Source organism: Emticicia sp. CRIBPO (genome assembly GCF_009905725.1).
In the GTDB taxonomy this organism is placed as follows: domain Bacteria; phylum Bacteroidota; class Bacteroidia; order Cytophagales; family Spirosomataceae; genus Leadbetterella.
Window position 1 is genome coordinate 320,508 of sequence record NZ_JAAAKV010000008.1, and the last position, 14,040, is coordinate 334,547.

At 43.0% G+C, this 14,040-nt stretch carries 11 protein-coding genes; 10 read left to right on the forward strand and 1 reads right to left on the reverse strand.

Features of this window, described 5'->3' with window-relative positions; all coding sequences use genetic code 11:
- Nucleotides 1-42: 42 nt before the first annotated feature.
- Nucleotides 43-645 carry an REP-associated tyrosine transposase gene (locus GVN16_RS18210; protein WP_229244230.1) on the reverse strand — a complete coding sequence of 201 codons (603 nt, stop codon included), beginning with the start codon at nucleotides 643-645 and terminating at the stop codon, nucleotides 43-45.
- Between the two features lie 1,046 nt (nucleotides 646-1,691).
- Between GVN16_RS18210 and GVN16_RS18215 the strand changes: the two genes are divergently transcribed.
- From GVN16_RS18215 to GVN16_RS18260, 10 genes are all read left to right on the forward strand, one after another.
- Complete coding sequence (locus tag GVN16_RS18215; protein WP_166565353.1) at nucleotides 1,692-3,506, forward strand: AAA family ATPase; 1,815 nt, start codon at nucleotides 1,692-1,694, stop codon at nucleotides 3,504-3,506.
- Nucleotides 3,507-3,721: 215 nt separating this feature from the next.
- Nucleotides 3,722-4,882, forward strand: coding sequence for an AAA family ATPase (locus GVN16_RS18220; protein WP_166565354.1), 1,161 nt, complete (start codon nucleotides 3,722-3,724; stop codon nucleotides 4,880-4,882).
- A complete protein-coding gene (locus GVN16_RS18225; RefSeq protein WP_166565355.1) occupies nucleotides 4,879-5,571 on the forward strand; it encodes a hypothetical protein in 693 nt (230 codons plus the stop codon). The genes GVN16_RS18220 and GVN16_RS18225 overlap by 4 nt, the downstream gene beginning before the upstream one ends.
- Nucleotides 5,572-6,010: 439 nt before the next feature.
- Nucleotides 6,011-7,864, forward strand: coding sequence for a helix-turn-helix domain-containing protein (locus GVN16_RS18230; protein ID WP_166565356.1), 1,854 nt, complete (start codon nucleotides 6,011-6,013; stop codon nucleotides 7,862-7,864).
- 721 nt (nucleotides 7,865-8,585) lie between these two features.
- Nucleotides 8,586-9,104, forward strand: a complete 519-nt coding sequence (locus GVN16_RS18235; protein ID WP_166565357.1) for an ester cyclase — start codon at nucleotides 8,586-8,588, stop codon at nucleotides 9,102-9,104.
- Nucleotides 9,105-9,244: 140 nt separating this feature from the next.
- Nucleotides 9,245-10,141, forward strand: coding sequence for an alpha/beta hydrolase (locus tag GVN16_RS18240; protein WP_166565358.1), 897 nt, complete (start codon nucleotides 9,245-9,247; stop codon nucleotides 10,139-10,141).
- 51 nt (nucleotides 10,142-10,192) lie between these two features.
- Nucleotides 10,193-10,984: an SDR family oxidoreductase gene (locus GVN16_RS18245; RefSeq protein ID WP_166565359.1), complete on the forward strand. Its 792-nt coding sequence runs from the start codon at nucleotides 10,193-10,195 to the stop codon at nucleotides 10,982-10,984.
- A 62-nt stretch (nucleotides 10,985-11,046) separates the two neighbouring features.
- The gene (locus tag GVN16_RS18250; RefSeq protein ID WP_166565360.1) at nucleotides 11,047-11,952 is read left to right on the forward strand and encodes an amidohydrolase family protein; all 906 of its coding nucleotides are present in this window, start codon (nucleotides 11,047-11,049) and stop codon (nucleotides 11,950-11,952) included.
- 35 nt (nucleotides 11,953-11,987) lie between these two features.
- A complete protein-coding gene (locus tag GVN16_RS18255) occupies nucleotides 11,988-13,283 on the forward strand; it encodes a DUF418 domain-containing protein (RefSeq protein WP_166565361.1) in 1,296 nt (431 codons plus the stop codon).
- 18 nt (nucleotides 13,284-13,301) lie between these two features.
- A complete protein-coding gene (locus tag GVN16_RS18260) occupies nucleotides 13,302-14,000 on the forward strand; it encodes a hypothetical protein (RefSeq protein WP_166565362.1) in 699 nt (232 codons plus the stop codon).
- Nucleotides 14,001-14,040: the final 40 nt, after the last annotated feature.

Here is a 14,040-nt window from a genome sequence, read left to right on the forward strand (position 1 = left end):
ACTGGGCGTCCCCTTCCGGTACGTCTGAAGACGTTGGAAAGCTCACCAACTCATGATATCCACATCAAAACCTTTGCATTTTAAAGAGTTGATGATGGATATGCCGGCGACGGTCACAGGAATCAGACTTTCTCTGTCTACATAGTTTGATGCACTGGAATACAGGTAATCAGATGCCTTGGATACTATCCCGGCCCTGACCGGATTCATATGAATGTAATTGATTTTGGTCCATAAGAAACTTTCCGAAAAAATCTCTTCGGGATGATTACCGGTTTGCCAGAACTGATGTTCGCTGTGTTTCTGGTTATTTTTTGCCGCAAAAAGAAACCTTTTCAGCATCCAGTCTGACCGGCTCTCTTCCGGCGTGGCTATTTCTTCCAGTATATTTTGTGCCGTAAACTTTTTAAAGTCCCTGATCAGGTCTGACAGCTTTCTGTTTTCAGATTGTGCTATAAGATGTATGTGATTACTCATAACGACATAAGCCGTGAGTGTGAGCCCCTTCTCTTTTTGGCAAAACAACAGACTGTCAAGAAGAACATCCCTGTATTTCTTCCTGGTGAATACGTCTACCCAATCTACGATAGTAAGCGTCAGAAAATGCATAGCGTCCTGGTTGCGGATGTGATTTCCTTTAATCATTGCGTGTATATTTTTTTTGGTGGTGCTGTCCAACGTCTTCAGACGTACGGACGGTGAATATCGGTCTCCGACCGATTTAGCGTTACGTTAGTTTAATTTATACCATGTCAGATTTCTTCTTCGGATACTTTCCTGGCAGCGGTCAGAGACCGCGTGTCGCCTTCCTTACGTCTGAAGACGTTGGAAAGCCCGAGCTTCCTGCTTTATACCGGCATCTCACGGAAACGTTTTACATTACGGCCTTCATGAATTCTTTTGGTGGGTGTTGCTGTATGTGTCATATCAATATAACGGGATTTATTGAGGGTGAAAATTACATATTTTATTGATCAGAAAATACTTTTGCGATGAAAATTTGGACGTTTTGAGGGTTTTGCTACAAGGTTTGGCAAGTAGGGTGGAAATTGGAGCTCCGAGCTCTAAATCAGAGCTTCATAGCTCCGATTTGCAGCTATAGGGCTCCAATTTGGAGCCCCAAGGCTCTAATTTAGAGCATCAGGGCTCTGATTTAGAGCTGTCACCCTCCAAATTAGAGCTCCATAGCTCGAATTTCGAGCTACAAGGCTCCAAATTGGAGCATCAGGGCTCTAATTTAGAGCTGTTACCCTCCAACATCGGAGCTTTTACTGCCAATTTGGAGCTTTGATCGGGAAATTAGAGCTCAGACTGCCAATGTTGGAGCTTTTACTGGAAAATTGGAGCTTTGCCTGCCAAATTCGAGCTACTACCCTCTGATTTGGAGCTAAAACATGAAAATTTGGGTCAGCAGTGCCCGGGTTTGAGGATTTGATCGGTGAGTGTGGTCTTTTAGAATCTCGAAATCAGATGTTTTCGGCGAGAAATTATAATGCGGTAAGCTTCCCAGCGTCTGGGGACGTTGAAAAGGGACGCCAAATCGGCTGATTTCGGTCTTTGACCGGTCTTGTAAATAACAATAGGAGATATTGGTTAAAAGGCCACCAATTCTTTAACTTCAATACTTTTTATGTAATAATAATTTATTAGTAAATTGAAAGTTCGTATATTCAAAAAAATATATTAAGTAAATGATCTTACACCTACGTAATGACAAAATTCTGAAGGATGCTTCAGATATAAAAATTAGTGATTTTACTGTGCTTACCGGAGAGAATGGTTCGGGAAAAACTCAACTCCTGGAATTTTTATGGAATCGCCGTAGCGGTCTCTTGTATTTTGATAAAAATGGCAATACAGTAGACGATGAAGATGGTTCGCATAAAATTGAATACTTTTTAACCGACGATGAAAAAAAACCTCTTATAGAGATTACTTACTCCTCTCCTGGCTTGAGGAACACAAATATAGAAGGAAATGAGCCAGCTTTGATTGATACCATTAAACAGCAATGGTCTGAATTAGAACCTAATTTGATGTCAATTTTTCTAGCTTATAACTCAATAGGTGATAGGTCTTTCTCTAATGAGACTGGTGAATTAAATGAAGTGAATTTTAGAATTGCCGACATTTTTAAGGGAGTATCAACCCCGGGTAGCTCTTCTACAGGCCCATCAGCAAAAGTAATAACACTTAATCAACTACAACAAATTAAGGAATTGGCAAGTAACTCTGGGAAGAAAATTGAGAATTTAACCTTCGTAGATTATCTTATTTTTTATCCGATTCCATTGGATTTGTTTTCTGCCGCTTTGGATCTGTTGTTTCATCAATTTTTCCTCAAGCAGAAATACTATAAGCAGTTAACTGATGACATTATTCCTCCTTGGGACACTTTTAATGAGATTTTAAAAAGGGCGGACTTCAACTACAAAGCACGTTATGCCGAGAGCCTTAATGAAAACTATCCTTATCCCGTAAAACTTATTGATAAACAGAATAATGAAATATATTTTCAGGGGCTTTCTTCTGGAGAAACTACAATCTTAGCCCTGATTTTTGTATTATATAATTCTTCAAATAAAGGTCATTTCCCGCAGGTCATACTTTTTGACGAGCCTGATGCTCATCTTCATCCCTCTTTAACTCAGATATTTCTTGATGTTGTTCAGGAGGTTTTGGTAAAAGAACATAATGTAAAAGTTATTTTAACGACACACTCGCCATCGACAGTCGCTCTGGCTCCTGATGATTCAATATATTGTATGGATCGTAATCTTGGCCGCCCGGTTAAACAAAATAAAAAGGCGGCAATCAATGCCTTAAGCAGCGGATTGACTTCACTGACTATCGAAGAGAGCAGTTTTGGGATTTCCTACAATATAAAAAAGGCGAATAAACACATTCTATTTACAGAAGGGATTACAGACAAGATTATACTTGAAACAGTCTGGAAAAAACTTTATCCCGAAAAAGAAATGAATTTCTACATTCAGGATTGTTTTTCGGCCAGTTTTTTAGGTCAGCTTTTTAATTCTGGTGATCAAAAGCCAGACGGGATTTTTCATCAATTCATTGAGTTAAAAATGATTGCTTTATTTGATTTTGATAGTGCAGGATATGGAAACTGGAATCGCAATAAAAAATTCCCAGTTGATATTGAGAAAGATCCGAGAAAAGGTTTAACTAAATTTAATAATGGTAATGGATATATGATGTTGCTCCCAGTACCAAGTATTGATGCTATTAGTAAAAATGTCATCATTTCAGAAACTGAGACTTATGAGGAAAAGTCTTCTCTGACAATCGAAGGGTTGTTATTTGATTGTGAAGGTTTAAAAGATTATTTTAAAGCGATTCCTTCACCCGGAGGAAATGTAGTTTACGAGATTATCGCAGGGAAAAAAAGAGAGTTCTCATCTAGAATATCTCAGCTTGATGCGGCGGCATTTGTACATTTTAAAGCATTGTTTGAGAAGATTGACATTTTGCTTTCGAAGTCTTGAAATTCATAAATATCTGAGATTTAGTCACAAAGAAATTAACAAAAATAACAAAGCAAAGTAATTGAGTGCCTATCTAACCGTTTAATCAAATATTAATAGGTTTAGTTTGCCTAGCCTTCCTATGTTGTTTGCTACAACGTTAGATGTTCGTACATCACCGTTGTATAATCGAATTTAAGTAATAAATTTGCCAATTATAATAAACAAATAGTAGTATGACTATTTCAGAATTCAAATTTGAAGATAAATCGCTTGATTGGAGACTAGAACAGTTTCCTTTAAATAAGCTAACTCTGTTGGTAGGGGCTTCCGGAGTGGGTAAAACTCAAATATTAAGAGCTCTGATGGCTTTAAAGCAAATTGCTGGTGGTTCGTCAATAAATGGAATAAGTTGGGAAATTAAATTTGAGACGCTTGCCAATCATAAATATATTTGGAAAGGAGAGTTTGAAAACAAAGGGATAGAAATTTTTATTGACGCCGATGAAGACGATGACGATGATGACAAAAAAAATAGACCTCGAATAATTCATGAAGAATTACTCCTAAATGGAGAGGAAGTCATTTTCAGAGACGAGGAGAAGATTCTTTTTATGGGTAATCCTACCATCAAACTTTCTCAACAACAGAGTATTATACACCTTCTAAAGGAGGAGGATAAAATAAATCCTGCATATAGTGGATTAAGAAAGCTTGATTTTGTTGATCATTCTAATTCTGCTAGTATCGGGCAAGGATTCAGATTCAGTTTTCTCAATGCAAAAAGTTTATCAAAGAAATATGATACGATTGTAAAAATACAAGAAAGTGAGCTTGAAACACCGTTGAAGTTATTTTTTGTACAAAAGGCGGACAAAAAAGTTTTCGCAACAATAAAACAGCGATTTGCAGATATATTTCCACAAATAGAAGATATTAAAATTGCTTCGCTGGAGACGAAAGAAAAGGAGATGCCTAATTTTCTTAAGGATTATCCGTTCATACAAATCAAAGAAAAAGGTGTTGTACACTGGATTAGCCAAAATAGGATTTCATCTGGAATGTATAGGACGTTGATTCAACTGAGTGAATTATATTTGTGTTCAGAGGGAACCGTATTTCTTATAGATGAATTTGAAAACAGTCTTGGAATAAACTGCATCAATGAGATTACTAACGATATTTTGGCCTCTAAAAGAAAGCTACAATTTGTTTTAACGAGTCACCATCCATATATCATTGATACAATTGGTTTTAATAATTGGAAGCTTGTAACTCGAAATGCCGGGATTATTAAAACCCATGATATTGACAAGTTCAATATTGGGAACTCTAAGCATAGTGCATTTATGCAATTAATTCAATTGGAAGAATATCAAACAGGTCAGGAGCAATGAATGTTTATTTCTTAGTAGAAGGAAGGCGGACAGAAGTGAAAGTTTACCCAAAATGGTTGTCTATACTCGTTCCTGAGTTAAAAAAAGTACAATGGCATCATCAGGTTTCAGCAAATAACTATTGTATTTTCACGGGGGAAGGTTTCCCTTGCCTTTTAAATAATCATTTAAAAAACAGTATCCAAGATGTCAATGAATCAGGAAATTTTGATTATTTGATAATATGTCTCGATTCAGATGATTATACAGTCGAGGAAAAGAAAAACCAAGTCTTAGATTTTATTGATAACGAGAATATTATATTAAATTCTAAAACCAAGCTTGAAATTATTGTTCAAAATAAGTGTTTTGAAACTTGGTTTCTAGGCAACACTAAAGTTTTCAAGCAAAATCCCAAAAGTACTTTTTTAGCTAAATGTGTTAGGCACTTTAATGTTAGAAATGAGGATCCTGAGTTAATGGATAAACCTGCTAGTTTTGCGGGATCAACGGCAGTATTTCATTCCAAATATTTACAAGAAATCTTTGAAGAAAGAAAAATGAATTACACCAAAAGAAACCCTCAGGTAGTTGCAGAAGAATATTTTTTAAACGAATTGATTAAACGAAATAAAAAAACAAATCATATTCAGACTTTTAAGTACTTCATCGATTTTTGCCGTACGATTAGTCAAGGACTTCAAAATTGAGAAAGGAAAATATATTTTATTAATTTTATTAGCATTACGTATAATAATTAAAAAGACTTAATGACTAAGAATTAATATTTTAATCAAATTGATTGCCTTGAAATTTCAATTCTTCTTAAATATCTGTTTCCCGAGGAGAAGATCGGGCTCGACACTTTAAATTACTCCTTGCCCCTACGGGGAACAGAACCCTTGTTTCATCCCACCATGTGACGAAGGCGAGACTCGAACTCCGCAGAGAGGAAGAGATTCGAACTCTCGATACAGCAAATTGTGTGTAATAATAAAGGCCTCCCAAACAACTTTAGCAGCTTTATACCCTAAATTTAAGCAAAATTTTATAATTTGCAATAAACTGAGTGGCGGGTTGGTGCCTGCGGTTTACTAAAACCTGACTATAAGCTGTGAAATTCTGATGAAAGACTCTGACAAGGTGTTAATGGATAGGCTTAATACGCTTATCGAGCTTAATTTTGATAACCCTGCCTTCGGAAATGAAGACATTTGCCGCGAATTAGGGGTCAGTCGCTCTCATTTATACCGTGTCGTCAAAGAACACACGCAGCTTTCCACCTCCCTTTACATCCGTCACATTAAACTCATCAAGGCCAAAGAATGGCTCAGGTCTCCTGACATGAAAATTGCGGAGATCGCCTACAAACTCGGGATAGATAGTCCCCAGAACTTCAGCAAGTACTTTACCAAAGAGTTTGGCCTCACTCCTACCGACTACCGTAAAAACCATGCTGCCGTGCCGGTGGCTGAGCAGGCGGTTGTACCGGAAACGGTTGAGGAACCTGTGCTGCCCCCTGCGTCTAACCGTAAAGTAACTACGACACGCAAATACCTGTACATGGGCCTCGGCCTGTTGTGTTTGCTGGCCTTGGGGCTTACCGCCTTTTTGCTGAAGACAAAAATGAAGAGCGAGCCGGGCTTTTCGGAAAACTCCATCGCCATTATGCCCTTTAAAAATATGGGCTCTGCCGAAAGCGACTTCTTCTCTGACGGACTGATGCAGCAGATCCACAGTTCGCTGGGGATTATTCCCAAACTGAAGATCATTTCGACGACGTCGTCCAACAAATACAAAAATTCGGATAAACTCATCCCCCAGATCGCTAAAGAACTGCACGTCAACTATATTATGGAGGGCTCGGTGTTGCTGATGAACAACAAAATCAGGATTACGCTGAACCTCATCAATGCGGAAGACGACTTGTCGGTGTGGACCAGGAAGTATGACGGCGAAGCCAAAGATGTGCTGGCTTTTATGACGACGGTGTCAAAAGAAGTGGCTGATGAACTGGACCAGAAACTGACCGAAGCGACCTCTGAAAGGCTGAACAAAGTACCGACGAAGAATCCCGAGGCCTACCGCGAGTACCTGCAGGGCCGGGAGCTGATCGGCAGCCGCACCAAAGAAGAACTGGAAGCGGGACTGAAGAAGTTTACGAATGCGATTGAACTGGACCCTGACTTTGCGATGGCGTACGCTTATCGCTCTACGGCCTGGTACCTGCTTGGCGACGGGGGATTCCTGGATGAGGCAACCCAGTATAAGATGTCGGAGCGGGATGCCCTCACGGCGATCAGGCTCGACGGCACCAACGGACTGGCCTATGCCAACCTGGCGAACATTTACCGCGACCAGAAGAAGTGGGACCCCGCCAAAACGGCGTACGAGATTGCGTTGAAGTACAGTCCCAACGACGCCATCATCAACTACTGGTACGGCATTCAGCTGAAAACCCTCGGTGAAATGAAAGAAGCCGTAAAATACAACGCCAGGGCGGTGGAGCTGGATCCCCTCTTTCATGTGATCAACTGCGGTTATATCTGGACCCTGATTTATTCAGGGGAACTGGAGCTGGCGAAGAAGAAACTGGATGAAGGCGAGGTATTGTTTAATGATTCCTTTGTGTATTACTGGGTCAAGGGCCTGTATTATGTTGCGAAAAAGGATTATAAAAATGCAATAGTCAACCTTGAACTGTCCAGTAAGATGAATACCAGGGTTAAAGTAGTGAAGTACTATTTAGCCTTTTGTAAAGCCAGGAACGGCCGGCAGGATGAAACCCTGGCATTTATCAACAGCCTGCCTGCAACCCCCGATAACGACATTTCCAGGTCCATTGCCTACGCCGGACTGAGGGATAAAAAGCAGAGTCTCTATTACCTTCAGAAAGCGGCAGACCGCAACGTCATCCCGATGGACCTTAAAGTCTTCCCCTTCCTCGACATCCTCGAAGGCGACCCGCAGTATGAGGCGATTTTGAGGAAGTTTGGGCTTTGAGAGAATGAATGAATGCCTCAATGAGTACCTGCCCGACCTGGGCTTAGCCCGGGCGGGAATGATTCATTGAATGATTCATTGAATGATTGAGTGAATGAATGATAGAGTGATTGAATGTATGGCGACCAGAGCCCCGCTCTTGCGATAAAAAGGAGTTAAGCTCATTAAGGTTTTTTGTTGTAGAGACGTTGCATGCAACTTCTGTTCTTTTCTGTCCGAATTAACCATTTATATTATTTCAATAAATCCCGCAGATATGCACGGCCGTGCGTATTTACCGATTCGACGTGGGTATTTTAGAATTACACGTTAAATATGCGGGGTCGATGTGTTCGCGGCAAAGACGTTGCGTGCAACGTCTCTACTGGTTCTTGTCTTTGATCTTCATGTTCTTCATGCCTTAATGGTTCTCCCGTCGTGTCCCGAAATCCGGATTCTATTATTTATTCTATCATTGAATCATGGAGGCATTCAAAATTATTCCTCTTCGTGTCCCGAATCCAAATTCTATCATTCTATCATTCACTCCCGCCCGGGCGGAGCCCAGGTCGGGCAGGCATTCCATCATTCAAAATTGCCCTCAGGCAACAATAAACTAACCCCCTGACCAAATAAACCAAGGAATTGGACAGATAGACCAACAGGGTTGGTGGTGGGCAGGCTAGCTTTGTGACAGTAATAAGGAACTGAAAAATCGATCTGAACCCAAAACTTACAGAACATGAAAAGAATGAGATTTTTGATACTCGCCCTGATGGTGTCTGTGGCGGGCTGTAAAAGCGAACCGTCGGAAGAATGTGTAAAACTGGAAGCCGCCAACAAGCAACTCGAGGCCAATTTAAAGATGTATGAAACCACCTGGGACGAGATTATCAACAAAGGCAAGATTGACCTGATCAACGAAACGAATTTTGACAAGAATATCACGCTTGTGACGGCCCCTGAGAACATCGTGGGTATTGAAGGGTTCAAGGCTTATTATCAGAACTACCTTACCGGGTTTTCGAAAGTGACGTTCACGATCGTCGACGTGTTCGGCCAGGGCGACAAGATCGTGAAGCACTGGAACTTCAAAGGCACCCACAGCGGCGAATTCTTCGGTATTCCGGCCACAGAAAAGGAAGTAAACGTGGATGGAGTGACCCTTGTGAAGATGAAAGACGGGAAAATAGCCCGGGAGCAGGATTTTATGGATAACCTGGAGTTTATGCAGCAGCTGGGGATTATCCCGCGACAATAACAAGACTTTTGATCAACAGTCAGGATCGGCAGATATGAATTTTATAGCCATGAAAAGATAATTTTTGTACCTGGTTCTGCTGTTGGTTTTATATGCTTAACTTTACATACTTTGGTGTGTACGATAAAAGATCAATAAACATGAAGACATCGATGGCCTCCGGATTTTCAATTCTGGTTTCTTTATTCATGTTCTCCTATTCTGTGCTCATGGCACAGGCGGGTCCTGTCATTAATGAGCAGAAAAAACATCTTTTAAAATCAGGTATCAACGGGGCTGATTACCACTTGAGTGTTTCCCTTCCTAAGCACTATGCTCCGGCTGAGGCGACCCGTTACCCGGTTTTATTTATGTTAGACGGAGGACTTGGTTTTCCGGTGGCCCATGCTGCCAGAACAGGTTTTGATATGTTCGGCGATATGGAAGACCTCATTATTGTAGCCATCGAATATGAATGGGAAAAATCGCTGAGCCCCTGGTTTGTTAACCGGAGCAGGGATTATACGCCCTCAAAGGACGCTGTTTTCGAGTCCAATCCCGGTTATGCTAAATTATTCGGGTTTCCCGAGGGCTCGCTGGTCACCGGTGGCGGGCCGGTTTTCCTGGACGTCATCAGAAAGGAAATCATTCCGTTTGTGGATAAAAACTATAAAACGACCAAAGACCGTGGCATATCAGGCCATTCATTCGGCGGTTTGTTTGTCGGCTATTGCCTTTTGACTGCCCCCGACCTTTTCCAGCGGTATGGCATCAACAGCCCTTCTTTCTGGTGGAACAAGAAAGAGATGTTTGGCATGGAAAAAGAATTTTCAAAACGTACTCAGAGTTTACCGGTAAAAGTATTTATGTCGGTGGGCAGTCTGGAGGGTAACTCGATGACTCCCGTCATGACGGCCTTCGCAGACAGTCTGAAAAGCAGGAATTACCAGGGTTTGAGTTTAACTACGCACATTTTTGAGGGTGAAACGCATATGTCGGTAGTTCCGGCGATGATCAGCCGGACACTCAGGGTTTTATATCCGGCGAAAAAAGAGTAGCCCTCAATGGCTTTGTTGATGATATTGATTTTGAAGTGAAATAATAATTAAATGGAGGATTTTAAAGACAAAGTCGTCTGGATCACAGGAGCCTCTTCAGGTTTAGGCAAGTTTATGGCTTATGAATTTGCCAAGTCGGGAGCAAAACTGGCCCTGTCGGCACGCAGAACGACAGAACTGGAGCATGTTCTGGAAAAAGTGATGATATTGGGTTGTCAGGGCATCGTCGTACCCTGTGATATTATGGATGAATCCGCCATTGAGCAGGCTGTCGCCACGATTACCGGGCATTTCGGCGGGCTGGATGTGGCCGTTGCCAATGCCGGCTTCGGTGTTTCCGGTAAAATTGAGCAGCTGAGTGCTGACGATTGGAAAAGACAGCTGGACATCAACGTGGTTGGCCTGGCGTTGACGGCTAAACATGCCCTGCCCCATTTAAGGGCGGTTAAGGGACGCCTGGTGCTGATTGGCAGTGTGGCTGCTTACATTCCGAGTCCGGGTACCGGGGCTTACGGAGCCTCGAAAGCCGCTGTGCGGTCCATTGGGCAAACCCTGCAGCTGGAACTGAAAGGAAGCGGTGTAAGCTGCACCGTCATTCATCCGGGTTTTGTAGATTCGGATATCGCCAGGGTGAATAACGAGGGTGTTTTAAACGCTGAAAAGACAGACCCAAGGCCCAAAAAACTGATGTGGCCCACTGAAAAGGCCGCGAAAGTGATGGTTAGGGCCATTGCATCAAGAAAGAAGTCGTTTGTATTTACAGGTCATGGGGTGATCATGGCCTGGATCGGTCAGCATTTTCCGGGTACAGCCGCCTGGTTGCTGGGCAAAGTGAGTCCGTAGACAAAGTTTTAGTTTTTGATGAACCGGATGAAGTTCCGGCCATAGCCTTTAAAATCAAACCCATGAAAAAGACCCTCCTATTTGTTTTACTGGGCTTACCGCTCCTGTCCACCGCCCAACGGAAGATCATAGACATGCATGCTCACTCTTATACCGACAGCGATTTCGGCGAACGTGAGCCTGCAGCCGATTTTTACGGCCGGAAAGGTTCAAAGAATGCGGAAGAACACCGTTCGGCCAGTTTCGCAGCCTTCAAAAAATGGAATGTTGTCAAAGCTATGGTCAGCGGTAATCCCGAAAGTGTGGAGAACTGGGCTGCGAAAGACACTAACTTGGTGATCAGGGGCATCCTGATGTTTAATCCGGACGATTACGGCATGACACCGGACAAACTGGAACAGATGATCAAAGATAAAAAGCTGGAAGTCTTCGGCGAAATCGGTAATTACTACATGGGCACCATCCTGAGCGACCCGATATGGCAACCCTACCTGGCCATTTGTGAAAAATTCGACATCCCGGTAGCCGTTCACACCGGTGGCGGTGATCCGGGAGGCACCTATTCCTGGTCGCCCAAAGCGAGGCTGGCCCTGGGAGATCCTTATCTGATGGAAGATGTGCTGGTGAAGTATCCGAAACTCCGGATTTACCTGATGCATGCCGGAGGTGAGGAATGGCACGAACATACCTTGCGGCTGATGGCTTATTATCCGCAGTTGTATACTGATATCGCGGTGATGCTGTGGGTGGAGCCGAACTCGCAGCGGACGATCAGGGAATTTCTGCAGCATGCCAAAGAAGCGGGCTACCTTAACCGCGTCATGTTTGGCTCAGACCAGATGATATGGCCCTATGCGATAGAGAAATCGATCCGCTACCTCGACAACCTGAAGTTTCTGAGCAAAAAGGATAAAGAGGATATCTTCTATAACAATGCCGCACGGTTTTTAAAACTGAAAAACGATTAGGAAGCTGAAATGTCTATCAAACCAATACCCCTGCTATGAATTTAAATGAAAGTACACTATCCGCTTCAAAACTCTCAGAGAGGATCCAGTCGCTGGACATCATGAGAGGCATTGTCTTATTCGGCATCCTGCTGATGAACATCAACGGCATGGGTCTCACGGGTGCTTATGACGACCCCACCGTGTCGGGAGGATCCACCGGATGGGATCTTTACACCTGGATAACCACCAATATGTTGTTTGAGGGCACCATGCGGGCTTTGTTCTCGCTGTTGTTCGGTGTAGGCATGTTTATTCTCCTGGAAGGCCTCGAGAAAAAAGGAGCCGGGATCACCGCCGCCAACATTTACTTCAGAAGGCTGACCTGGCTGCTGGTTTTCGGGCTGATCAACGGCTATCTGTTGTTATGGCGGGGCGAGATTCTGTACAATTATGCCCTGATGGGCTTCCTGGTTTTTTCTTTCAGGAGTTTAAAACCCAGACAATTGATCCTCATATCCGTATTTCTGTCTGCCGTGGGTACGCTGTGGAGTTACACAGAGTACAAAAAGGATGTGAAGTTTATGGAGCAGCTGGAACTGGCCCAGAAAAATACAAGAGAAGGAAAGGCATTGTCGGCCGACATGAAAGAAGCCGATGAAAGATGGAAAAAAAGAACAGCGGACAGATCAGCTGAAGGTGTGGCGGCGAGCGATAAAAACATGCAAAAGGGCTACCTGGATGTGGTGACTTACCTTGCCCCGTTCAATACGCACTACAATGAGTTGTTTCCTTACCGCTACGATGTATGGGATATATTGAGCATGATGTTGCTCGGCATTGCCCTTTACAAACTGAAGATACTTTCGGGTGAAAAGTCGTATGGTTTTTACGGTCTCATGGTTTTACTGGGCTATGCTGTCGGATTAAGTGTCAATTATTATGAAACCCGGCTGATCATGGACAGTCATTTCTCTTTGCTGGGTTTTTCACAGGCCAATGTTACCTATGATGTGGGTCGTGTGCCTACGGCCATAGGACACGTCGGGCTGATTATGCTTTTCTGTAAATTACCGCTATTGAGCTGGCTGAAGACCGGGCTGGCCGCTGTAGGTAAAATAGCCCTGACAAATTACATCATGCATTCTGTGATCGCGATGTTCATCTTTACCGGTGCGGGGTTCGGGCTTTTCGGGAAACTGCAGCGTCATGAATTGCTGTATGTGGTGTTCACTATCTGGGTTGTTCAGCTGATCATCAGTCCCATCTGGCTGAAATACTTCCAGTTTGGCCCTATGGAGTGGGTCTGGAGAAACCTGAGTTATATGAAAAGACATCCTTTCAGAAAATAAACATTAAACCCCTGCCCTATGGAAACCCTCAGAACAGAACAAGTCAGGAAAATCCGCTTTGATAAGTCGGGTTACTATTTTATCGCTTTGATGGCCCTGGCCTTTGCCGGCTTCTGGAAGTCGTATTTCTCTAAATTTTTCAGCGGTACGAACGATTTCAACTTCTATTTTCACTTTCATGCGTTCATGATGGTGCTTTGGGTGACCTTGCTCATTGTCCAGCCCCTGCTGATCCGCAAAAAGAAGCTGGAATTGCACAGAATGATCGGTAGGCTGACCTACGTTCTGATGCCGGTGATGCTGATATCGGTGCTATTGATATTAAATAGTGGTATGAAAGCCGTTCCGGCAGCAGACCTTGCTTTCGCGAATGTACTTTTCCCGGTAAGGGACTTCTTCTTCCTGGCCATCTACTTCAGCATCGGCGTGGCGTACAGACGTCAGGTACAGATACACGCCAGGGCCATGATCGTAACAGGTATTGTGTTTATAGAGCCCGCCCTTTTCAGGTTTGTGGGCGGCGAGATCGGAATTCCCATCATCCTTGGCCTGTTGATCACCCTGATTGTGCTCGAAAGAAAACAAAAGCAGGGAAGATGGCTGTTTCCGGCCTTCCTGATGGTGGATGTGATGGTTTACCTGTTGGTGATTTTCGAGGTTCCGCTGTCGTTTCTTGATCCTTTGGTGCGATGGTTTGTCAAACTGCCTCTGACGTGAGATGATGCCTCTCATGGCCATTAAATAGCTGATAGCAATG